Consider the following 26,398-nt stretch of genomic DNA (forward strand, 5'->3'; position numbering starts at 1 on the left):
TTTCTAAATTAAAGCACCATCATTTCCAAGTTTATATCCATTTATAGTTGTATCCGATAACATTTTTCCATTTTTATCCAAGTAATACCAGTGCTTTCCATATTTTAACCAGCCTGTACTCATGACCCCATCAGTTCCTAGATGATACCAGTTTCCGTTATTAGAAATCCATCCAATTGACATTTCACCAGATTCCTTTAAGTAATACCAATTTCCATCATCATTTACCCAGCCTGTTGACATTTCTCCATCTGATTGTAGATAATACCAACTATTACCCTCTTGCATCCATCCTGTTGCCATACTTCCATCAGAACTCAGGTAGTACCACTTTCTACTCATGTTAATCCAACCAGTCTCCATAATACCGTTTTCATCAATTACATACCATTTTTCATTTACTTTAATCCAAGAATTTTTAACTTGTTTTCCTGATTCATCAAAAAATTGCCAGCCTAACTTTGTTTTAATCCATCCACTTTTAATTACTGATTCATCACTTGAAGCATTGTCGTTATCACTAGTACTTTCTCCGTCACCAGCACCTCCATTACCATTATTTTCATTTCCCGAATCCTTTTCATCACTAGTACTTGAAAATTCATTAATATTAGTTACATAACTGTATTCTGTACCATTATCTCCCCAAGCAATTAAATTATTACCATTGTAAACATCTAAATTAGTTATCTTTGCAGGAACTGTATACTTTTCATCAAAGCCATTTCCGTTAAATTCATATATCTTTTTCAAGCCTAATACCCACAAGTTTCCTTCAGCATCTATAGAATAATATGGTTTTATTAAATTTCTTATTTCACCTGCATCCGTAACTGTTAATTTTTGTCCTTTAATTCTAGTTTCAATAGATGGGTCATTAACCTTATATATCTTATTCCTACTAACCTTCAAATCATCATCACGTACAGTTTCGAATCCAACTTGATTTACTTGTATTTTATTATTGCCTCCGTCTTTATTGAATCTTATAACATATATATTTCCATCCTTAGCGCATACATCCAAATTATACCAGTCATCACTAAGTTTAGGCTGAATCCAAGATAGAAAATCAGATTCTCCATTCATTTCATATGCTGTAACTTCTTTAGGTGTATATGCTCCATCAACTTTATCTCCTACAGCCTTAGAAATCTTTAAGATGTATTTTTTGCTGTTTGTCCCATCTGGATATGCAATGCTTATATCACTATCTGAAGTAAATTCTACATTTGCACTGACATAAATGTAAGTTGAATCTTGTGTTAACAAATCTGATCCTATGTCAGTTAAATTGGCTACAATATTTTCATCTCCGTATTTTTCTCCAAACTCTTTTATACTTTCTGTCTTAGTTTTTCCGTCAATTGTATATATAAATTTGATATTTGCAAACTTAGAGACATCTATATATTTGCCAGAATTATTTACAAAGCCATAATATATTGCCTCCTTGTCATAATTTATTATAGCGTGTGTCCCGCTTGAAGTTTCTTCTCCAGTATTTGTGTCAGAACCAGTTGTGTTTTCTCCACTATTTGTCCCTGAATTGTTATCACCATCTTCATCTGATGAAGAATCATTTTCCTCTGTTTTAACTGAAATATTATCATCATATGCCATTATTACGTTTTTATCTAGCTTTATATCTGATGTTATTTGAATTAATGATTTTCCATCTTGCTCAATAACTTGTGCATCATATCCACAGTAATCTCTTATTCTTCCAGCTATGTATTCTGCTGCTGCTTCCACATCTCCATTATAAGTTTTTGCTTCTCCGTCAGACTCTAAATTACCAGATTCATCAGCTGTTATTGAAAACCAAAATTGATAAGTGTCTCCAAAGCTTGATGTTACATCATCACCCTTTTTTAAGGTTATATTTTTCCATTCATGATCTGACTCTGCATTTATATCAATAGTTGTTGTATATTTTACAGCAGAATCTGTTGTTGTAGTTCCATATACTGATTCTACGGTTTTAGAAGTATAATTATCAGCAATCATATCTCTTACAGCATCGTTAGAATTTTTCGTATCATCCGATACATATTGAATATTTTTAGCAAGTGCCATTTTAGATTCTATTGAAATATCACTATTATGCCCCGTTATTACAGTTCCTTCTAATTTTTCATCAGATATTATTTGGATAACAGGACTTCCATTCTCTGTAGTCACCTCTGCATCATATCCACAATAATCTTTTAATCTTTTAGCTATATACTTTGATGCTGCAGTTATATCGCCATTATAGGTTTTTTCTATACCATCAGTTTCTTTATTAGTAGGATCATTAGTTGTTACTGAAAACCAAAATTGATAGCTGTCTCCAAAGTCTGATGTTATTTCATCACCTTTTTTCAATGTAATATTATCCCATTCATCATTGGAATTTGCAGCTAAATTGATTATTGTTACATATTTAATAGCTTGTCCATAATTATAATCTGCAGTATATTTATACCATACATCACCAAAGGAACCTTTATTACTTGAAATTCTATCACCTAATTGAAGATAATCTGTTATATTACTGCCATATCTATTGGTTTCTTTTAATTTTTTTACTAAATCTCTTCTAATATCAAATTTTTGATCTTCTATATCTTCCCCTTCAAACTTTCCTGTTTGCAAATTAAATAGATCTTCCTTACCATTATTATCTAGTTCAATATACCTATTATCGTACTTTATAGAATCATCATATGCATCTGAATTCTCTAGTTCATTATACTTTCCATTATTGTAGTATATTGTTTGTTCTTCCCCATCAGTTCCTCTATACCCATCGTATAAATACTTATTTGAGTAAGCAACGGCAGCATTAAAATCCCCATCCTTTTCTTTCAATGCATCAGAAGCAAATACAATTGGTGATGAACTAAGAGTAGTAACAATTGTTGTAATTGTTACTAGTGTTATTATTTTGTTAACTCTTTTAATCATGATATTATCTCCCCTACTATGTTATAGTTAAATTACTATTTATATATAATTAATTTTCTTTCTAATATCTTGATTCTATTTAATAAATTTGCATTTAAAACTAATTAACTATAAATTTATTTATTGTTAGATTTAATTTTTCAACCACTGAATTTAGTTCTTCTACAAATTCAAATATTTTTTGAATTTCACTAATTTGTCCATTAGCTCCGAAGGAAACTTGTTCTGTAGTTGCGGCTGTTTCTTCCGAAATAGCTGAAATGTTTTCCATTGCTATTTTAGTTTTATCTTTACAATCAACTATTTCATTAATTGACACAACTATATCTTTTAATTGGTATGATATTTGGTTCATTCCTTCAAATATAACTTTAAAAGCCTCATCTGCACCATCGACTGCATCCATCTGTTCTTTTATTATAATTCTAGAATTGATTGCTTCTTTCACTACAATTCTTGTTTTATTTTCAATATTATTAATTATTTTATTAATTTGATCAGATGACTCTTTTGATCTATCAGCTAGTTTTCTAACTTCATCAGCAACAACAGCAAAACCTTTACCTGAATCTCCAGCTCTTGCTGCTTCGATTGCTGCATTTAATGCTAAAAGGTTAGTTTGCTCTGCAATACTACCAATTAACTCTATAATTTCTTTTATATCGTTTATATTTGTGTCTAAAGAGTTTATATCGCTAACAATTTTAGCGGAAACATTATTGGTTTCGCTGGCTTTATCTTTCAATGTATTAACTGATATAACTGCTTCTTTTTTCATTTTTTGTGTTTCCTCTAATACTGACCATACGTTTTCTGTTTTCTTACTCACTATATTTATTCCATCGGATAATACGCTCATGAAATCAATTCCTTCATTAACACTAACAGCTTGATCCGAAGCCCCTTTAGCAATTTCACTCATTGTAGCTGCGATTTCTTCTGAAGATGAGCAAGAATGTTCTGAAACCTGTGCAACTATTTTGGTATTATTAGATACATTGTTAGTAATATCTTTAACATCTCCAATTAAATCACTTATTTTACTCACCATCTCATTAAATGCACTTATTACTTCTCCGATTTCATCTTTACTACTATCTTCTATATGCAAAGCTAAATTTCCATCCCTAGCCTTTTTCATAAGTGAAACTAATTTTTCCAAAGGTTTTGATATGCTTCTTGATACTATTAATGCTACCAACATGGCTATCATAAACGAAATCAAACCAATTATTATAGTATTATTTGTTAGACTATTAGATTCAGAGTTTATATAAGTGTACGGTATAACTCCCACTACATACCAGTCTGAACCACTTAAAGGTGCATAAGATACTAGATTATTACCATCACTTGTTGAAAAAGAATTTTCTATCTTAGCACTTTTATCCTTGCTTTTAGCTGATTCTTTCTCTTGAATTTTCTCTATAATACTTTTATCTTTATATTCTGTTCCAATTAGACTTGATTCATCACTTAGAATAACAGCTCCTTGTGAATCTAAAACAAATATATCAGAACTATCTCCTAAACTAATGTCTTTAAACAAATTAATAAATAATTTAGGATCCAATTCTTCTATAACTATTCCAAAGTTCTTACCTGTAGCCAAAGTATTCATTTGAACTGAAGCGTAGATTTTATATCCTGATGAACTTTTGTTTAATGACCATGTGAATTTTCCCTTTGACTTGCTAGATAAATCTGCTAATTTCAACATTAAATCGTCAGATAGTTGATTTGAAAAACTTCCTATTTTCCCTTTGTCTGCACTGATAATTCCGAGTCCGGTCATATCATTCTTGGTTCCCACTTTATTTTTTATTAATTTATTTAAATCATTAATTTTATGATAATCAACAGTTTGTCCATTTTCGAAATAATCCTGAAAATCAGGTTCAGTAAATATTGACATAGCGAAGTTGGAATTCTTATCCATTTCGCTTGATATATTTACTCCAATTTGCGCCATTATCTGAGATGAGAAATTTGAAATTTTATTATCGATTGAACTTTTAGATTGCACTATTATTGAAACACCCACTATTAATAATGGAATTAAAACTAATAATCCATAAGAAGTTGTCAATCTAACTTTTATTTTAGAACCTCTTATAATGTTTTCACAGTAAAAAAATATATTCTTTCTTTTATTGACAAAATCTATTTCTCTTTTATTATTTCTTTTTTTTAATTTAATCATCGGGTGATCACTCCCTCATTAATCCTTGCAAAACTTATAAATAGAATATGCACAATATTTTTTCAAGCTAAACCACCTCTTATCATATAACCTACCTAGTTTCCAGAAATCAATCTTGCAGCACCATATATTCCAGCATCATTACCTAATTTGGCCAACTCAAATTTTGTATTTCTTGAACTATGAAATGCATTTCCTTTAAAATGCTTAGTAATGCTTTCGATCAGAAAACTCCCATTTTTAGATACACCTCCACCAATCACAAATATCTCTGGATCAATAACACATGAGATATTAGCTAAAGCTTTCCCCAATCTATTACCAAAATCATCTACCAATTCTAATGCTAATTCATCACCTGCCTTTGCAGAATCAAAAATATCTTTTGCTGATAAATTCCCAAAATTCTTTAAATCGGATTTTGTTTTCGTGTTTTTTAAAGCCTTATTAGCTAAACTAACGATCCCTGTTGCAGATGCATATTGTTCTAAACATCCTTTATTTCCACATCCACAGCATTCTGTCTCGTTATCAGAAACCTTTATATGACCAATTTCACCACCCGCACCATTTGATCCTGATATTATTTTTCCGTCAACAATTATTCCACCGCCAACACCAGTTCCAAGTGTTACCATTACAGCATTTTTATAGCCTTTTCCTCCGCCCCTCCACATCTCTCCAAGTGCAGCAACATTTGCATCATTTGCAGCTTTAATAGGTAACTTTACTAATTTATTAACCTGATCTACTATGTTAAAAACTTTCCATCCAAGATTTACACATTTAAGTACTGTTCCATCATCTTTAACTGGTCCTGGTACCCCTATTCCTATCCCTAATACATTCTCCTTGGAAATATTCTTTTCATTAAGCTTATTTTCTAATGTTTCCACAATATCTTTTAGAATATATTTCCCTTCATTCTCTTTTCTTGTTTCAATCTCCCACTTTTCTAATAACTTTCCTTCAGCTTTAAACAAACCAAGCTTAATGGTTGTTCCTCCAATATCTACACCGAATATATACTCTTTCATTTGGACTACTCCTTCTATGATAATAACCTTGCTTAATTTCAACTGCTTATAATGAGCCAATTGAGGTTCTATTTTTTACTTTAATGTAAGTTTATAAATTCTTGATTCATAAGGTCTAAGATCTATATTATTTATAGAATCATTTGTATCTATATCATAATTCGAAATTAAAAGTTCCTTAGAGTTAAACTCGATTTCATCTTTCAATGCAAACTTCGTCTTATTACCCGTAAAATTACAAATAACTAATAACTTTTCATTTTCTAAAGTTCTTGTATATGCAAATATTTCTTTATTTTCTTCTAAAATCAATTCATATTTTCCATATACAACTACTGGATTTGTTTTTCTAATTTTAATTAGCTTTTTATAATAATTGAATATAGAATTTTCATCATTTAATTGTAATTTAGCATTTATTTCTTTATAATTAGGATTTACTTTTATCCAAGGCTCTCCAGTTGTAAAACCTGCATTTTCACTATCATCCCATTGAATTGGAGTACGTGCATTATCTCTACCTTTTGCATATATAGAATTCATTATATCTTCATGCTTATAACCTTGCTCTATTCTTTCTTTGTACATATTAAGAGTTTCTATATCCTTATAATCATTTAAATCCTCAAATCTTATATTTGTCATACCAAGTTCTTCGCCTTGATATATATAAGGGGTTCCCTTCATTCCGTGCAGCAATGTGGCAAGCATTTTTGCACTTTCTATTCTATATTCTTTGTCATTTCCCCATCTTGAAACTATTCTTGGTACATCATGATTATTCCAGAATAAACTGTTCCAACCCATTCCTTCTAATTCAACTTGCCATCTTGATAATGCTTTTTTTAAATCTAGCAGTTCCAATAGCTTTAAATCCCATTTTTCCTTACCTGGCTGTTGATCTAATAAAATATGTTCAAATTGAAATATCATACTAAGCTCACTGCCATCTGGATTTGAATACTGCTTTGCTATTTCTGGATTAGAACACCAAGCTTCTCCAACAGTTAATAAGTTCTTACCTCCAAAAGTTTTCTTATTCATTTCTTCAATGTATTCATGAAGCTTCGGCCCGTTTTCTTTTATCTTTTCATCTGGAATTTTACCTATAAGCTCAATAACGTCCATTCTGAATCCGCCAATACCTTTATCAATCCAAAAGTTCATCATATCATAAACTTTATTACGCATTTCTTCATTTTCCCAATTCAAATCCGGTTGCTTTTTGCTAAATAAATGTAAATAATATTGTCCTGAATTTTCATCATATTGCCATGCACTTCCACTAAATGTTGATCTTAAATCGTTTGGTTCTTCTCCATTTACTGAATCTCTCCATATATAATAATCTCTATATGGATTATCCTTTGATTTTTTAGATTCAATAAACCATTTGTGTTCATCGGAAGTATGGTTAACAACTAAATCCATAAGGATTTTTATGTCCCTCTTATTTCCTTCTTCAATAAGTTTGTCCATATCTTCCATCGTTCCAAAATCATCCATTATATCTTCATAATCGCTTATATCATATCCATTATCGTCATTTGGTGATTTGTATACCGGAGATAGCCATATCACATCTATACCTAACTCCTTTAAATAATCTAACTTTTCTATTATTCCTCTTAAATCCCCGATTCCATCCCCATTAGAATCTTTGAAACTCCTTGGGTATACCTGATATACTACACTCTCTTTCCACCATTCCTTATTCATAACTGCCTCCAATTAATATATTTTCAAATAATTTATGTTAGTAAGTCGCCTTACCAAAGGCCACTAAAATATTCAACTATCAATCTTCCTATTTATTAATTTAAATTATGATAATTATTATTCAATTTATTAAAAGATTACTAAGTATTGAGGTGTTTACTACATCTTTTTTAATCATCCTATATGTTCAATTTATATAATATGCTAGAATAATTTCACAACCTGCACCAAATAAATATTTATCTAAATCTAATGTTTGTAATTCCCATATGATCTTGGTTTTATTTTCATGTGAATTTATTATATTATAAATTTTATCTTTTATATCAAATCTTATTTGTGCTTCATTATGTCACACATTCTTTCTCTATTCCTTAACTGATCCCATAACCATCCCTGTAACAAAATACTTTTGTAAGAACGGATAAATAACTAGTAATGGAATAGTTGATACAACAATTTTAGCAGCATTTAATGTTTTATTAGAAATATCAGCAAGACTTTGCAACTGTGCTGGATTTGTCACCTTTGTAATATCCACTGTTAATTGTTGTATATAAGTTTGCAGTGGATAATTTGCTGCCTTATTTATGTACAATAATCCACCAAAGAAATCATTCCAGTGTCCAACAATGCTAAACAATGAAATTGTTGCTAATGCAGGAAGCGAGATAGGAATATATATCTTAAATAAAATTTGCCATTTATTACATCCCTCTAATTCTGCCGCTTCTTCCAATGATTTTGGTACACTCTTGAAAAAGTTCATTAATAAAATTACATTAAATATAGGCACAGCACCTGGTAAAATTAGAGACCAGATAGTATCTAATAAATGTAGATTTTTTACAGTAATAAATATTGGTATCATTCCACCTGAAAACAACATTGCAAATATCATAAAATTCATATAAATATTTCTAAAACGAAATTCTCGTTTACTCTTTGATAATGGATATGCCATTAAAACTACCAATATTAAATTTAACGCTGTTCCAAGAACAACTCTTAACACGGAAATACCAAAAGAACGCCAAAATTGACCCTCTTGCAATAATGTTTTATAGGATGATAAAGTAAAATCTATTGGAAGTAATCCCACTAAATTTCCCGCTGCTGCTGACTTATTACTAAAAGAAATAGCTACCATATTTATGAGGGGAAACAGGCAGGCAGCTGTAAGTATTATTACAACACCCCATATAATTGCATCAGCTAGCCTGCTTCCAAACTTTTTTGACTTTAACATAATACTCCTCCTTTAAAATATTTGCATATTAGCAACTCTTTGAGATAATTTGTTAGCAGACAATAATAATATACATCCAACTACTGATTTTAATAGTCCTACTGCTGTTGCAAAACTATACTGCATTCCTACTAACCCTACACGATAAACATATGTATCAATGATATCTGCTGTTTGATAAACAATCGGATTATATAAATTAAATACTTGATCAAAGCCAGCATTTAAAATATTTCCTAAATTCATTGCTGTCATAAGCATAATTATAGGCATTATACCTGGCAGAGTCACATGTATTAGCTGCTTGAATCTATTTGCTCCATCTATAGCCGCTGCTTCATATAATCCAGAATCAATTCCGGTTAATGCCGCTAAATATACAATTGATCCATAACCGAATTCTTTCCATACATCTGTTCCTATTAATATAGGCCTAAACCAGGTATTGCTTGCAAGAAATAATGTTGGTTCATATCCAAACAATTTCAAAAATGCATTAACCGGGCCATCAAAGGAGAAAATATTGGCTACTACTACAGCTAAGACTGCCCATGATAGAAAATGTGGTAAATATACAATAGTTTGAATGGTTTTCTTAGCCCATTTTTTTCTTATTTCATTTAAAAGTAATGCAAATATAATTGGTATTATTGTGCTTAAGATAATTTTTCCTATAGCAATAACTAGTGTATTTCTTAAAATATTCATGCTATCTGGTATTTGAAGCATATATCTAAAATTATCAAGTCCAACCCACTTAGAACCTAGTATTCCTTTTGCCGGTAAATACTCTTGAAAAGCCATTATTATACCAAACATAGGAATAAAACTAAATATGAATAAAAATATCATACCAGGTGCCATCATAAGATGATAACTTAATTGTTTTTTCCCTTTTTTCATGAATCTCCCTGCCTTCCTTATTTGTAATGTAGAATATTAATTCTTCGATTGTAAGTTGGATGCAAATACTACTTGCATCCAAACTGTCAAATTAGTATTTATTTTTTTATAGCATCTTCAACCTCTTTTGTAATTTCATCTCCACCTGTACTCTTCCAAGTTGAAACAAAGACATCAAAAGAATCTATTGGTGCTTCACCTGTTACAATTTTTAAGAAGGTTTCATCTTGTAATTTTTGTAAATTGGCCCATTTTAATTTCATACTCTTTGTTTGTCCAAAAAATACTGGATTAACTTCATTTATCTTGGTCTCACTCATTAGTTTTGGGGCAACCATTCTTGACGTATAGCCACTCCATGCATCAGCACTTGGAGAATTTGAATTAGCTAAATAATCCTTACACTTTTCATAGTTTCCCTTATCAGCTCCTAAAGATTCCGGATCTTTTTCTCCTTTAAGTGCTAAATCAATATTTTTATACATATCAATTGTTGCATTATAATCATTAATAAGAATACCTACCGGTCTTACACCTGAATCAACACCCTGCTTTATATAATCCATAAGTTCTTGTTTTCCATAGTCTTCATATACCATCTTGTCATTAATAACACTAGCTATCTTTACTAATAATTCTGGATGCTCAAATCCTTTTTTAACAACATAAAATTCGCTTGCCGGATTTTGTGTATAAGTTGTATAAGACCCATCTGAATTTGTTGGTATTATATAAGGAACCCATTGTGCATTTGGATTTAGCTTCTTAGCATCATTTAATGGATAATCAGGTGCCCACCATGGTCCAAAGAAAGCGCCAGCTTGACCATTAACAATAAGTGAAGTAACATCATCACCTTGTCTTACTGCCATTTGTGGATCAATTAAACCTTTTTTAAACATTTCAGCAACTCTTCCTAATCCCTTTTTCATATTATTAGTTGTAGATCCAAATACAACTTTTCCATCCTCTTCAATCCATTGTCCTGGAAAAGCATTATACATTCCTAGAACGTTATCCATTTGAAATAATCCCCCATAAACTCCTCCTATATTAGAAGAAGCCACAAGACCAATTGTTTTTCCAGCTCCATTATTTCCTGGATCTTTTGTTACAAACTGCTGTAAAATATTTTCCACATCATCCATTGATTTAGGTGCTTGCAATCCCAATTTATCCATCCAATCTTGTCTAACCCAAAGCATTGTTGGCGCATTAGCACATTGAGTAGATGGCAATGCCATAAGTTTTCCATCAAATGTAGCACTTTCTAATGCTCTTCCATTATACGAATCATACATTTGTTTAATTTTATCTGTGGCACAGTTTTTGTAAGCATCAGTTAAATCTGCTATCATATCGCTATCTACTAATTGCTTTAATGTTGTTGAATCAACTTTCATAATATCTGGTATATCACCTGTAGCGACTGCCATTGATACCTTTTGATCATATGGATCTCCATTAGCTGCTTCAAATTCATCTTTATTCTGAACATTTAATACATCTTTTAAATATCTTGTATATGCATTATTTTCATAGGTATCTCCTTCTGGAAGACGCGGACTTCCAGGTGTATTTTTACCTATAGTATAAGTTACCAATTCATCGTATTTTCCATAAGGTGTAGTTACTGCCCCTGACTTATCTTTCGTTTCAGTCGTAGTTGCACCATCTTTATTTCCGCACCCCGTAAAGAACATAGCAATTGTAATAACTGCCATTCCAAAAGTTGTTATCCTTTTCATTGTTTGCGTTAAATTTCTTTTTAGCATCCCCATAAGCCTCCTAATTCATTAAAAAAATAATACTTTAACTGTAACTAGCTTTGGTTAAGTAATTTATACTGAAATTATAGCATTCAAGTAATTATCCGAATATACTAAAGATTTTTGATTTATATCAATTTTTTATGAATATGTAAACAACTACAAAAAGCAAGCTGTTTCAAAATGAAATTCATACCTCCATTTTAAAACAGCTATTTATCTAGTTAATCATTAAATTTATTCTTGTCTATTTCTACCGGGATACTCATTATCGCAACAGTTTTTTCATTTGGTATACTTATAAATCTCAAATCACAATTTTCACCATAAGTAAGTTTAATTCTATCATAAACATTTTTTACTCCATAACCTTTTGTTCTAGTTGTTAAAATTCTTTCGCAAATTTCACTCTTCATCCCCACTCCATTATCTTCAATTTCAAACACAATATCTGTTCCTTTTTGCTGTGCAGATATTCTTAACTTGCCTCTATTATTTCTTTTTTGATCAATACCATGACATATTGCATTCTCAACTAATGGCTGTAGTAATAAATTAATCATATAGTATCCCTTAATTTTATTATCAATATCAAAATCCACATCAAAATTATAATTATGCATCATGGATTGAATCTTAACATATGCTTCTGTATTATTTAATTCATTTTCTACTGTTATGATACTACTTCCTTTATTTAAAGATGTACGATAAAATGTTGATAATAGCTGAGCCATTTCACTAATTTCATCTTCTCCTGACCTAATTGCCTTCCAATTGATCAAAGACAAGCTATTATATAGAAAATGTGGGTTTATTTGAGCTTGTAATGCTTTCATTTCATATTTTCTTTTAGATATTTCGCTCTTATATACTTCTTGTATTAAAGTTTTTATTCTTACTATAAGCTTATCAAAACTATTAATTAAAACACCAATTTCATCTTCCGAATTACTTTCTATTGTAACTTCCAAATGATCCATATTCATTTCCTTCATATTTTTAGTTAATTTTTCAATACGGTTTACTATTATATATGAAAGCCAATACCCTACAACTAAAATTATTAGAACGCAAATCCCCATCATAAAGAATACAGTATAAATAATATTTTTAGATGATTCCACAATTAAATGCACGGGTTTGTAAAGATACGCAGTCCATCCAAGATCCTTCATATCCATTTTTATTAAAATATAATTTATATTATCATAAGTTATAGTATCTCCTTCTATTTTCTTTAATTCAGTACTTGGCAATAAATACTCGTTACCATCATCATAGCTTCTATTCTCAAATACAACTTCATCATTTTTATCTACAATATAAATTCCACAATTAGTGCTTGATATATTATATAACGGCTGAAAAAAATTTTTAGAGTTTATTTTTACATATAGAATATTTTGTATATCATTATATCCTTTATTAATAAACTGAACCGCTAAAAAAACATTTTTTTCACTATCAATGAACCACTGAGGTTTATATTTTCCTAATACATCTTTATACCAAATGTTATTCTCAATAATCTCCATGGGCATTATATAATCGGAATGCTTTACTATATTATTACTAGTATATACAGTTATTTGTTGTATATCATTATGTAAAGCTCTTAGCATGTCAATATATGGATCCAGCATATTATGAAACTTATAATACATTTCATAATAACTTTTATATTCATGATTAATTACCTCTAAAACCATTGGGTTAAATGTAGTATAATCCAGTATATTGCTATACACATTAGCTGAGTTTTCGATTCCTATAACTGCTTCTGAAAAAGACTTTCTTAAATTCTCTCTTTCTTGATCCAAAAGTAAATTTTTCGTTTGCTGATAACAAAATAAACCTAGAATTATAATCGGAATAATACTAACTAAGAAGTAAGTCAAAATTATTTTATATCGAAATTTTAAATTTAGAAAAAATCTTTTTAACCTATTCATTATTTTCATCCTTTTGTCTATATTTTTCAGGTGTTAATCCATAGAATTCTTTAAAACTTTGACAAAAATATGATGTATTACTATATCCCACGATATTACCAATATCTTTAATTCTTATATTTGTATTTTCTAACATATCTTTTGCCTTTTCCATCCGATAATTTTTTATAAATACATTAATGCCCATGCTTGTCTCTTTCTTAAAGATACTGCTTAAATAGCTTGGTGCCATATACACATATTCTGCCAATATAGCAAGAGATAAATCTTTTCCATAATTTTTATAAATATATGACTTAACTAGCTCTATCTCATGCCTATGATTAAAAGATTCCTTGGAAAATTGTTTTTCCATATTATCTATAACATTATTTAATATATCTCTTATTTCTTGAATTGTCCTGCTAGAATAAATCTTATCTATTTCTCCATCTAAATCTATTTCATTTGCTTCTTTCATTTCATTACAAATATTTCTATAAATATTTGTAAGAATAAACTTTACATATATTTGGGAAAAATCACTTTGCGCTGAAAATTTTTTTATTAAAAGATCAACACTAGATTTCAAACTACAAAAATCTCTAACTTTTATATGATGTTCTATATTTTTAAGTATAGTACTATCGAACTTTTCATCTGTTGATTCCAATGTCATCTCTACTTTTTTAGAAAAAATATACTTATCTGGTACAAAAAAACGTTGTTCCATAATATGTTCCATATTAGAATATTCTTCTGATATTATAGAAGGTGATGTAATTAAATTACTAATAGAAAAATAACAATCGACTCCATATTTTTCTGATATCACATTATGTATTTTCGTACAAGTATTTTCTAATACAGTTTCATCTATAAACTCACACAAAAAAAATATTCCCTGATATGGATTTAAATTCAAATAATCTGCTTTATCCTGAAAATCATCAAGAATTTTTTTTATAAATTCTTGATGATTATTAAAGAAATCTTTATCGAATTCCATTAAAATCATTCTCTTATACTTATTTATAAAATCTGTATAATTATCTAAAGAAAATCTCTCCCTAATATTCTCTACAGGAATTCCACTTATTATTTTTAATAAAACATGTTCTTTTTCAGTGAAATTTCTCCTTTCTTTGTCTCGCTTTTCTTTATTTTCATGTTCTATTTTTTCAATAACACTTTCGATTGTTTTTTTAAATTCTGCCTGGTTTATTGGTTTTAATATATAATCATTTACACCAAGGCTTATTGCTCTTTTTGCATACTCGAATTCACCAAAGCCACTAAAAATTATTATCTTTAGATCTGGATATATTAATTTAGCGTTTTGTGATAATTCAATTCCATCCATAAATGGCATCCTTACATCAGTTAATAAAATATCAACTAAATTTTTTTTCAAATATTCTAATGCTTCTTCTCCATCACTACATTCTTTTATATCAAAGTCAAAAGAAAATTTCTTGATTAAAAATATAATACCATCTCTCTCAATAAATTCATCATCAACAATTAAGATTTTAAACATAAACTTTCCCCCATATCTCCTTTTAAATTTTAATAAACGATTATTTCTATACATACTAAATAGATGCGAAATGATACTTAGCATTGCATTAATATAATATAACAAAACTTTACGTAATCGTTTAACCACATTGTTAATGTAACATATATACATTTTTTTGTCCATATCACTATTCAAAGCAGCGGCATTTTAAATAGGATTCTCCTCCACTATATTCTTAAGCTATTTGTGTTGTTATGATTTGAAATCCTGATTACTTTGACTTATTTTTAAAAAACGAAAATATCGATTTCTTTATCTTAACTTTTTTTCCAACGAAATTTATAACCTCATTATTAATCAGCTTTTTAGAGCTCTCTTCAAAGATATTTTTATTTATTATTTCATTATTATTATCATTTAATATATTTATAGCTTTTCTAAGTCCAGTAGTTCTGTTATCTATGTCATGAGCATCAGAACCAATAAAATTATATATATTATTCTCTAAAAATATATGCGTAGTTTTTCTATAAACTAACATTTGTTCACTATAAATTATCATTGTCTTCATCATTTCCATAATAATAAGAATATTTTCCTCTTGTATTCTCCACCGCATGTAATACTGTTCCTATAATATTAGCTCCCACTTTATCCAAAAGATTTTTTGCATCCATTACTATATCTCTTTTCGTTTCTCCCGCCCTTATAACTAAAATAGTCCCATCTACCTTTGTTGATAGTATTTGTGCATCTGTAACTGCTTTAAGCGGTGCTGTATCTAAAACCACTATATTGAATTCTACTTTTAATCTTTCTATTAAATTGCTCATAGCAGAAGATGATAACATTTCTGATGGATTTGGTGGAATCTTCCCTGATGTTAAAAAATAAAAATTATCATTCCTTTTTTGTACTGCTTCTTCAATGGCGGCCTTTCCAAGAAGAACTTCAGAAAGTCCAATCAAATTTGAGACTTTAAAATTTTTATGAACTGAGGGTTTTCGTAAATCGCAATCCACTAGTATCACTTTCTTTTCATTTTGAGCAAAAGATGCAGCAATATTTCCTGCAACTGTTGATTTTCCCTCTGCCATTTCTGCACTAGTAACAGCTATTGTTCTTATTTCCTTATCAAAGGAAGAATATTGTATATTAGTTCTCAATGTTCTATAAGCTTCTGCAACTATAGATTTAGGTTTATCTTCTACTATGAAGCCGGCATGAATTCTATTATCAACTACTGTTTTCTCTAATTTATATCTTTTCATTCTATCTGCTTTATAACTCCTCGCTTCTTCTAATTTATATCTTTTCATTATTTCTAGTGTATAGCCTTTTATTTTCTCTAGTAACGACATGATTTCACACCTTCCTAACATCAAAATAAATTTGCTACATTAATAATCAAAAAGTACAACTTGCATTTGTTTACAAATAATTTATTAGCATAAACTTCATTTTTTAAGAGTAGATGATTTATTTTAATTATCTAGCGCATTAATTGATAAAAAATAGAATTTCTATCTCCGCTTTTCCTGTCAATTCACATCACTTACCTTCTTTAAATAAGTCAGGAATAACACCTAAAACTGGCAAACCTAAGATTTCCTCTATTTGCTCCCTAGTTTTAAATGTATTATTTAAGAACTCTAATAAGAAACTTGCTCCAGCACTGCCTATCAGACCAAGCAAAAGGCCGACTCCTATATACATCTTTTTATTTGGACTGACTGGTTTTTGAGGTACCTTAACACTTTCTACAACCTTTACGTTACCATTTGGTATAAACTCTCTGGATGATTTTATAAACTCATTTGTAACTGAATTCACTACATCCCCAGCTAATGCTTGGTTCGCACTCACGTAACTAATCTCCAATATTTGTGTATCCGTTCTTGGCGTAACTGATAAATTATCAAGAACATTTTCTGAATTTAAGTTTATATCACTTGAGTCTATGGCCCTTTGTACTAAATCATTGGTCTTTATTATTTCTGCATAAGTCTTTATTAGTTTTTGATACATCTGCACATCATTAGTGCTATAGTTTTGATCCTGACCAGTAGTATTTTCTTTTCCTATAAAGACTTTAGTATTTGCTTCATATTTAGGTGGAATTATAAAATAGCTTATAATTAAAGCTAACAATGTCGTTACTAATGTTACTAAGAGTATCATTTTCCATCTTTTTATTATTGGATTTGCTATTTCATCAATTCTTATAATATCGTTACTCATCATTTAAACTTCTCCATATACAATAAATTTTTCAATAGTCCTAAATACAATAATTATATTTTTAGTAATTTCCTTCTCTTTCATTCATATTTTTAAAATAAAAAAATCCTAATGGAAAATTTCCACTAGAATTACTTTTAAAAATAAAAACTAGGCTGAAACCAATAGTTTTAACCTAGCTAAGATATTTCCTTCTAAATTTTTAGGGAGTAATTTTACTCATCAATGCGTTTTTTCTTAAGTGTCACAAGTTTTCTATGCTTTCTATTTTTAGATCTTGGTTTGATATTCAACAAATCTAATACAAACATTAAAAGAGGCACTCCAAGTAATAACCCCCAAACTCCCATAAAATGCTCTGATACTAAAAGTGTAATAAATACGACAAAGACTGGTAATTCAGTCTTATCTGCCATAAACCTAGGGTTCAATACATAACTCTCAAGTGCATGTAAAACTGCGATAATTATAAGAATATATAAAATCATTTTAAAACCGCCAACTGTGTATGCTATTATACTTAAAGGTATTAACGATGCAATTGTTCCTGCAACTGGGACTAAGCTAAATAAGAAAATCATAACTCCAAGGCCTAAAACCTGCGGAAATCCCAATGCAAAAAGAGATATAACAGATAAAATACTATTAACAAATGCAATAATTATTTGAGCTTGAATTACTTTTCCAAATGAATTCAAAAAATTTATTCCAAAATCTTTTGTATACCTATATAATATGGCAATCTTACTATCTTGAAACTCTGAGAAAAATTCTTTGATTTTCTCTCTTTCAACCATAAAAAAGAGGCTTAATATTAAAGACACAAATATATTAAAACTCCAAGTACCTATATTTGAAGCATATTTCAAAAATTGATCAAATTTCAATAAATCATTTATTTCAGAATTCTTAAAAAATGACATGAAATCAACCTTTCCAAAGTATGGTACAATGTACGTAGATAAAACTTCCCCACCAATATCTCTAAAATCAAATCTAGATATTTTCATCCCAATCTCTGTAAGCTGTCTAATAATTATTGGTATATACCTATAACTTGCAAAGATAATAATAGATGTCATGAATATGTATAAAAATAATGTTACTATTATCGGTTTCACCTTTATAAACTTATCTAACCGTTTCGTAATTCCTACTTGTAGACTGTATGCAATATATGTAAAGAAAAATGTAAGTAAAAATAGATTAAGCATTGATCTTAATATATACATAAAAAATACAATAATAAGAAGAACGCAAATTCTTCTGACTATATCTTTTTTAAATAGTTCTCTTAAGAAATTCACATCTTATTCCCCCTTCTAGTAATTATTATATCCTATAAATCATATGCTTAAAACAAGAAATTCCAATAAACCTTTCCATATTAATAAATTTAAATAAAATAATTATGCTCTGGAACCATTTACCTTAACATTTTAATAAAATCTTAATAAATTGCAATTATTTTGTAAGTTGTTTGTAGTATAATATAAGTTATCGGATAATATTAAATAATCTATTCTACTTTACAAAAACCATATCTATAGAGTAGGCATAAAGGAGGATAAGATGAAAAAAAATAATAGAATTGGGGCGATAGTGGCTTCAGCGCTACTTATTACGTCAATATGCAACTCAGTACCAGCATTTGCGGACCCTAATGATAGCAACTTAACACTTGAACAAGCTATACAAAACATACAGGAATACGATAATGAAATTGAATATAACATGGATAAGTTAAATCAACTAAAAGAGCAAATTCTTGAAAAAGAAAATGATATAAAAGATAACCAAGTTAAGCTTGATTTAACCCAAACACAATTTACTGAAAGAGAAAACCAGTTATCTGAACGATTAAAGGGCATTCAATTCAATGGAGGCTTTGAAGCTACACCATTACAATATTTAGACGCCTTATTTTCTTCAGGTGATATTTTAGATGCATTAAAAAGAGTGTCATTGATTTCTCAAATTTGTACAAGCGATAAAGATTTAATTTTAGAAACAAAAAAATCAGAAGACAATCTTTTAAACATTAAAACCACTATAGAAAAAGAAAATCAAGAATTACAAACTGATAAAGATGATGTTGAAAAACAAATTAAGGACTTGGAAGATAAAAAAGATACTCTCTTAAAATATGTACAAGATAATAACGCACTATTAACAGGGGATATAGGAATCACTATTCCTGTAACATTACCTTCTGACATTACAGATCAGGCTAAAGGAGTTATAGAAGAAGCAGAGAAATATTTGAAAGTTCCATATTTGTGGGGAGGGGAATCTCCTGAAGGGTTTGATTGCTCCGGACTTATGCAGTATGTCTTTAATTCTAAAGGAATCACTATACCAAGAACATCACAAGAACAGCAAAGTTTTGCCAAGCCTATTAGCATGGCAGAAATTAAACCTGGGGATTTAGTCTTCAATAAAGTTTCAGATTCAACTCATGTAGGTATGTACATAGGATATGATATGTATATTCAAGCTCCCCATACTGGAGACGTTGTTAAAATAAGTAAGTTAAGTACCTCAAATATGAAATATGTTGGTAGAGTTTTAAACTAATATTAACTTAAAACTCTAGTAATCCAAGTGCTAAATTAATACTTGGATGTATAAGATTAATTTCAACATATATCAAAAAATAAAATTATATACTATAAGCAAAGCAGCTAGTTTAATTAAAGAAACTAGCTGCTTTAATTTAGAGACATTCAAAAAATAACAAGTCAATCTGCCAAGCCTATTTTTCATCATACTGCTTCAGCAGATTGTTCTAATAGACCCGCTATGAGATCAATCTGCTTTATTGTCTGATGAAAAATAATCATTGCATTTTTAACTCGTTATTTTCTTTCATGTCCCTTATAAATTTTCATAAGATAATATATTGTAATATTTTAGTATTTATAGAATATATATAAAATGGTATAATTTAATCGAATACATAATTATTGTGGAGGCGATTTATCATGAACAAAAATGTAAAAAAAATTATTATATTTACCGTTATAAGTACAGCTTTTTATACATGGATGCCATCAACTATGAGCATAGGAGAAAAATGCGCTTATGCATACTCTGGAGATGAAATAACATCTTTAGATCTAACGTCAGAAGGTTCTATTTTGTCAATATACAATAGTATAACTCGCAAAGGAGATTATAGAGTAAAAAAAGGCGACAAAATTCCAGTAGTTATATATTCAAAAATTCCTTCTAATAAAACTAGCTTTAACTTGAGCACCATTGAAACTAAGGCCGCTGATATAAGAGTCTTTGTTGGAAATGAAAATATAAAGCTAAGTGATATCTATGGTAAAATAAATATCGCGGAAGGTCAAAGCAAGACTATTTATATAAGACTTTATGATTCTAAAAACGCCTCTGATAGCAATTATTCCCTAGAATATGAACTTGTTGTAGAAAGAGAAATGACTGATGAAGATAGTGTTATTGATGGCGATACCCAAGAAACTATAGATGATAATACAATAACTCTAAAAAACTATGATGATATTTACTTAAATCGACTAGTTTTATTTGATCCTAACAGTAATAAAATCGATTTCTCTTTTGATAAGACAGAGCCCGTACAGAATATAAATGTTGATGAAAACATATCCTATATTAACGTTAAAGCTGTTCCAGAACAACAAAGCTATAAATTATCAATTAATGACAAAGATTTAGATCCTAGTGATGATAAAGATACTAGACTCGTATCTTTAGATGAAGGAAAAAATATTATAAAAATTAGAATTATAAATTCTAATCGTAAAACTAGAGAATATTATTTAGTTGTTACAAGAGGAAGTAGCTCGCAAGTAGCTTCAAATAATAACACTACTGCAACTAATCAGAACTCTCAAGCTGTACAAGCAGAAGCCTGCTGGCAATATAGAAAAGCTGATGGAACTATAGCTGTTGGATGGACATTAATCGGAAATGACTGGTATTACTTTGATGCAAGTGGCGCAATGAAAACGGGTTGGATAAAGGACTCTTCTGGAAAATGGTATTACCTAAGAGAATCAGGAATTATGGCTAAAAATACTACAATTGATGGATATAAACTAGGTTCTGACGGAACCTATACTAAATAATTCCAAATGATCCTTTTAAAATAAAAAACTAGCAGCTAATCTTGTGTACAATACAAGAATTAGCTGCCTTATTTTTTTAAATAACTTGTTTACTCACTTCTGATGGAGTTGATGCATAGATATATTCATCAATGCAATTAACTACCCAATCTTTAATAAGTTCCTCTGGATCATTCCTTAACAATCCATTTCTTATCTTATTATATTGAATTGGCATAAATTGATTTATTAAAGTCAACGGTATCTCCACAGACTTCATATTTTTTATTAAAATGTTTTGTGCGTATATTACTTCTTCTGTTGGAAAATAGTATCTTGATCTATCAGAGTAGCTATATTTTCTAGCATATTTAATTTTACTTCCTGCTCCATGATAATGTTTCCTCCAATTGCTTGGATTTTTGATCATTGCTTTATCAAGTACTTCAATAAAATTTGAAATTTCTACATCTGCAGCATATTTAAATAATTCATTTTCCATATAACTCAAAGCGAAAAGTCCCTCTCTAAGTGCAAACGTTAAAGCTGGTCCAACTTCTAGTATTGCGATTCCATCTTCAACCATTCTCTTCAAACTATCAGCTGTCTGATAATCTGTAGAATATCCTTTAAATACAATATTATTATAAGATGCTTTACTGAAGATTTATTTTTTTATCTGTTATGATAAATTTTTTCTTATGCAACAATTTATTTTCTAAAAGCAATCCCACCTTATACGTTTTTTTTGTCAATAATGATGAATCTATTGTACAAGAAAATCCACTTAAATTTAAATTTCCTTGTTTTTTCATAACACTTGTAACATCTTTTCTAATTACAACATCTGTAGAAAATATACTATTATTACTTTCTTCATCAATTAATACAATTTTCTTAGAATTAAGATTATTAACTCTAATTCCTTCAATAAACGCCCATCCTTCAATTCGTATGTTGCTACCTACATTTATTGAATCTATACATGCTTTACAAGCATTACTAACCCACTTATTCTTTATTTCTATATTAATCTCCAACATTTTGTTAAACTCAGGTTTGTACTTAATATCATAATCAACTTTACATTCAGTCAAATTTGTATTATAGAACGGGTCCCATCCTTTAAATTGCTTGTGCTTATCGAACAAAATTTTACGTTCTTTCAATAACCTTGTCATTTTTTCTTTATTAATATCATCTATTCCTCTACTTATTGATTCATGATGATATAACGAAACATCATTCCTAACAACATTATAGTATTTATGCTCTACTAATTTAAAACAAAGATCCACATCATTATAAGCCACACTTAAGTTTTCATCAAATCCACTTATTTCTTCAAACTTATGCCTTTCAATCATTAGGCAAGCGCCTGTTACGGCAATAAAATTATACTCCATCCTATTTCTTCCATAATAATAAACTATTCTATCATCAAATCCTATCTGACTATGTGATGGTCCAATTTTCAAATTAGTGATCCCAATATGTTGTATAATATTGCTATTAGGATATAATAACTTTGCACCGACTGCTCCAACATGCTTAAGACTAGCTTGTCCCAACATAATTTCCAACCATTCTTCTTGAAAAATTTCAATATCATCATTTAAAAATAAATAGAATTTCCCTTTTGCTATTCTACTACCTATATTGCACATCTTTGAAAAATTAAAGTTCATTTTTTCATAATGGTATCTACAATTATATTTCTTACAAATATCTTCATATTTGTTTTTATTTTCGTTATTACTTCCATTATCAACCACCACAATTTCATAATTGTAGTATGAAGTATATTTCTTAACTGATTCAATACAATTATTCAATATTTTGAAATTATCTTTTGAAGGTATAATTATACTTACAAGTGGTTTCTCATCATTTGTATACTTAACTCTATACTGAAACATATCATTTACATATTCAACAGTACCTTTAAGTCCACGTCTTTCCAGTGCCTCTTCTTTGCATCTTTTAACTGCTTGCAACGCATATGGCTTTGCTTCTGGATTTGATGCAATAGATTCTTCTCTTTCTCTCCAGTGATATAATATTTTATCAATATGTCCGATTTTTTTCGCCTTCTCAGTAAATCTTAGTGTAAAGTCATAATCCTGAGCCCCATTAAACTCTGTACGTAATCCATCTATTTCATCTATGATGCTCTTTCTATAAACAGAAAAATGACATGTATACATTAATGACATAAAAGTATCTGGAGACCAATCTGGCTTAAAGAAAGGAGAATGCCTATGTTTACCGTCAGCAGTCAGCTTATCTTCATCACTATAAATAAAATCATACTCAGAATCTTCGTTTAATTTTTTAGCTACTTCGTATACCGCATTAGGAGCTAGTACATCATCACAATCTAAAAATGCAATAAACTCTCCATTAGCAATGCTTATCCCATCATTAGTTGCACGTGAAATATGTCCATTCTCTTTTCTATAAACAATATTAATTTTAGTATTCTTTTCATACTTATTAAGTACCTTTACAACACTATTCCATGTTGATGCATCATCAACTAAACATAATTGCCAATTATCGTATGTTTGATTTATAACAGACTCTATACATTCCACTAGTTGCTCGTCTAAAACATTATATACAGGAACAACTATAGATATCAATGGATTAAAACTTAATTCTCTCTTTTCGAATATATCCGATTCATTATCCTTAATCCATTTATAATATTCATTGTTATCAGTATTCTTTCTGTTTTTCAACTTCCTATATAACTTATAAAGAAAAGTTATTATACCTTCATCTTTCAAAATGCTTAGGCCTTTTTTAATATGTGGCATTTTGTTATATAATCTCATACTCCTAACCTTTCTTTCAGATTTTATTTTCTTTAAGTGGAATTTTTTTTTCACAAAATACTTAACTATAGGGTTAATATCTTTTCTAGCAATAAGTGCTTGAGGCCAATATATCTCAGTTCTAATATTTTTAAATAAAGTACCCAACTTTAATTTCGCTATGTACTTCATTTCATTCTTTTGTGCTACAAAGCCATCCACATTTGGTAGATTTCCAATCTTAACTGCTTCTTCTTCTGTTGGTTCTTCTATTAATTTAAAAATTCCTCTTAATGCATCTTCTGGTTTTATTTCTATATTATATTTTTTAGCAAATCCATAGATTTCTTTTACATACGATAGTATCCCCTCGAATATATCTTGTTTATGATCATGGCTTGGTTCAATTTCCTCTAGTTCAGGACCATTTTCTCCATATCTCCAAACAGAGCTATGTGGTGCGCCAAAGAAAAGCTCTAATAATACAATTGAAGTCACTACTCTCTGTTCTAAATTGTAGTTAAATTCATGACCAAACAAATAACTCTCAAAACTCTTATTTCTCAATTGGCGTTTACTTTTATCATTATTCATTATCCCAGCATAAATAAATTTGTTTTTTTTATGGTACTCACATTTGTCCAAAAGCTTATCTAATAAATATTGAGAACTTCCATTCCATCCACAATCAAATATTACTGAATTACTTGAAAGAAAATTTAAATTTTCAAAATATTTAATTGCATTTTCTCTTTCTTCTTTACAATTTTTCAATATACTTTTCTCATTTAAAGAAAATAACCTCTTCATCTTATCAAAGTCAGCTCTAGTACTTATAATATCATTAACACTATTGAATCCGGCATCTCGTAAAGTATTTTGTTCTATATCTTCTATATTCAAATATTCCAAAATATCCTTAACTTGCTGCCCATAAGTATATGGTGGAAGATTGTTTAGTGATTCCTCATCTAATTTATCAATCCCTGCTAATAATAATGCCCTTCTTGATGCATACATATAGTGAATATTATCGAAATTAAGTTCTTTAAAAATATTATGTAAAATGTAACCGTCTCTTGATAAAAAGTATATATTATCATATTCTTCTTTTTCTAAACACTTTTCCATCCAGTTTAATAAGCCAATGTATAAAGGCCCACCAACTCTTGCACCAAGATAATACCAAAAGCTCTTATTATTATTGTTATTTTTAACGACATTCAAAACACCATGATTTATAAGATTAAATAAATTTAGACTATCTGAAGACATTTTAACCTCATCAAATTGATTACACTTGTAGTGTATTGCCTTAATTCCTTTGCTACTGGAATTAGTAAAATCAGAGTTAAAGTTATCACCAATATGCAACATTTGATTTGGCTTAATTTTTTCAATATTCAATATTTCATCAAATATATCTCCAACATACTTAGTTTTCCTTAAATCTGCCGAAACATATATCTCATCAAAGTCACTGAATCCACACTTATCCAAAAAACGCTTAACATCCTTTGATTTTATATACATATCACTTGTAGCAATTACTCTTTTATTAGAATTCTTAGCAAACTTGTAAACCTCAAGTATTTCTTTGTTGCAAACTAGTGAATCTAACTCCATTTCTAGCTCATAATTTTTAACATATTCCCAATCAACCTTCATATCAGATGTCTGCTTAATGTATTCATATATTTCATCTATATCAGCATGCGGAAATCCATATTCTCTTTCAACTTTCATACTCGCCATTTGCTGACCTTTTTGCCGAATTTCTTTAAAATCCTTTATATTTAAAATATAGCCTATTAATGTAAATATATCTTCCGGTTCATTGACTATTCTAAAAATTAATGTATCGAATATATCAAATGATACCACGTCTGCCGCAGCTATACTTTCTTTTATCAGCTCTATATTCATGTTTCTACCCTTCCATTTTCATATAAT

17 protein-coding genes are annotated in these 26,398 nt (G+C 29.3%); 2 read left to right on the forward strand and 15 right to left on the reverse strand.

From position 1 onward, the window contains the following. Positions 1 to 3: 3 nt before the first annotated feature. The 13 genes from PZA12_RS22965 to PZA12_RS23025 all read right to left on the reverse strand — a co-directional run bounded on the left by PZA12_RS22965 (position 4) and on the right by PZA12_RS23025 (position 18,836). Positions 4 to 2,952, reverse strand: coding sequence for an N-acetylmuramoyl-L-alanine amidase family protein (locus PZA12_RS22965; protein ID WP_103698829.1), 2,949 nt, complete (start codon positions 2,950 to 2,952; stop codon positions 4 to 6). 100 nt (positions 2,953 to 3,052) lie between these two features. After that, positions 3,053 to 5,155 carry a methyl-accepting chemotaxis protein gene (locus PZA12_RS22970; RefSeq protein ID WP_103698830.1) on the reverse strand — a complete coding sequence of 701 codons (2,103 nt, stop codon included), beginning with the start codon at positions 5,153 to 5,155 and terminating at the stop codon, positions 3,053 to 3,055. 95 nt (positions 5,156 to 5,250) lie between these two features. After that, positions 5,251 to 6,192 (reverse strand): ROK family glucokinase, encoded by a 942-nt coding sequence (locus PZA12_RS22975; protein ID WP_103698831.1) that lies wholly within the window; start codon positions 6,190 to 6,192, stop codon positions 5,251 to 5,253. A gap of 75 nt (positions 6,193 to 6,267) precedes the next feature. Then, complete coding sequence (locus PZA12_RS22980) at positions 6,268 to 7,911, reverse strand: glycoside hydrolase family 13 protein (protein ID WP_206490865.1); 1,644 nt, start codon at positions 7,909 to 7,911, stop codon at positions 6,268 to 6,270. Positions 7,912 to 8,278: 367 nt separating this feature from the next. After that, positions 8,279 to 9,160, reverse strand: coding sequence for a carbohydrate ABC transporter permease (locus tag PZA12_RS22985; RefSeq protein ID WP_077829293.1), 882 nt, complete (start codon positions 9,158 to 9,160; stop codon positions 8,279 to 8,281). 12 nt (positions 9,161 to 9,172) lie between these two features. Then, on the reverse strand, positions 9,173 to 10,063 hold the full coding sequence (locus tag PZA12_RS22990) for an ABC transporter permease (protein WP_077867931.1): 891 nt from the start codon (positions 10,061 to 10,063) through the stop codon (positions 9,173 to 9,175). Positions 10,064 to 10,161: 98 nt separating this feature from the next. Continuing rightward, positions 10,162 to 11,838 carry an extracellular solute-binding protein gene (locus PZA12_RS22995; protein WP_077867932.1) on the reverse strand — a complete coding sequence of 559 codons (1,677 nt, stop codon included), beginning with the start codon at positions 11,836 to 11,838 and terminating at the stop codon, positions 10,162 to 10,164. Between the two features lie 218 nt (positions 11,839 to 12,056). Continuing rightward, entirely contained in the window at positions 12,057 to 13,787 is a 1,731-nt protein-coding gene (locus tag PZA12_RS23000; protein WP_103699047.1) for a sensor histidine kinase, read from the reverse strand. Further along, entirely contained in the window at positions 13,780 to 15,306 is a 1,527-nt protein-coding gene (locus tag PZA12_RS23005) for a response regulator transcription factor (protein WP_103699046.1), read from the reverse strand. The genes PZA12_RS23000 and PZA12_RS23005 overlap by 8 nt, the downstream gene beginning before the upstream one ends. Before the next feature lie 253 nt (positions 15,307 to 15,559). Beyond that, on the reverse strand, positions 15,560 to 15,850 hold the full coding sequence (locus PZA12_RS23010) for a CpsB/CapC family capsule biosynthesis tyrosine phosphatase (RefSeq protein ID WP_181006033.1): 291 nt from the start codon (positions 15,848 to 15,850) through the stop codon (positions 15,560 to 15,562). Next, positions 15,837 to 16,559, reverse strand: a complete 723-nt coding sequence (locus tag PZA12_RS23015; protein ID WP_103699049.1) for a CpsD/CapB family tyrosine-protein kinase — start codon at positions 16,557 to 16,559, stop codon at positions 15,837 to 15,839. Before PZA12_RS23015 ends, PZA12_RS23010 begins: the two co-directional genes overlap by 14 nt. Before the next feature lie 280 nt (positions 16,560 to 16,839). Then, positions 16,840 to 17,532, reverse strand: a complete 693-nt coding sequence (locus PZA12_RS23020; RefSeq protein WP_103699045.1) for a YveK family protein — start codon at positions 17,530 to 17,532, stop codon at positions 16,840 to 16,842. A 212-nt stretch (positions 17,533 to 17,744) separates the two neighbouring features. Then, on the reverse strand, positions 17,745 to 18,836 hold the full coding sequence (locus tag PZA12_RS23025) for an AI-2E family transporter (RefSeq protein ID WP_103699044.1): 1,092 nt from the start codon (positions 18,834 to 18,836) through the stop codon (positions 17,745 to 17,747). Between the two features lie 265 nt (positions 18,837 to 19,101). Here PZA12_RS23025 and PZA12_RS23030 point away from each other — a divergent pair, with 265 nt between their 5' ends. Next, positions 19,102 to 20,106, forward strand: a complete 1,005-nt coding sequence (locus tag PZA12_RS23030) for an NlpC/P60 family protein (protein WP_103699043.1) — start codon at positions 19,102 to 19,104, stop codon at positions 20,104 to 20,106. 407 nt (positions 20,107 to 20,513) lie between these two features. Continuing rightward, positions 20,514 to 21,647: a cadherin-like beta sandwich domain-containing protein gene (locus tag PZA12_RS23035; RefSeq protein ID WP_103699042.1), complete on the forward strand. Its 1,134-nt coding sequence runs from the start codon at positions 20,514 to 20,516 to the stop codon at positions 21,645 to 21,647. Positions 21,648 to 21,723: 76 nt separating this feature from the next. Here the strand turns inward: PZA12_RS23035 and PZA12_RS23040 are convergent, their stop codons facing one another. Together PZA12_RS23040 and PZA12_RS23045 are read right to left on the reverse strand one after the other, a co-directional pair. Further along, entirely contained in the window at positions 21,724 to 22,293 is a 570-nt protein-coding gene (locus PZA12_RS23040; protein ID WP_103699041.1) for a class II D-tagatose-bisphosphate aldolase non-catalytic subunit, read from the reverse strand. Then, a complete protein-coding gene (locus PZA12_RS23045; RefSeq protein WP_103699040.1) occupies positions 22,283 to 26,371 on the reverse strand; it encodes a glycosyltransferase in 4,089 nt (1,362 codons plus the stop codon). The genes PZA12_RS23040 and PZA12_RS23045 overlap by 11 nt, the downstream gene beginning before the upstream one ends. Between the last annotated feature and the right edge of the window lie 27 nt (positions 26,372 to 26,398).

It is taken from the genome of Clostridium beijerinckii, from assembly GCF_036699995.1.
Taxonomy (GTDB): domain Bacteria; phylum Bacillota; class Clostridia; order Clostridiales; family Clostridiaceae; genus Clostridium; species Clostridium helianthi.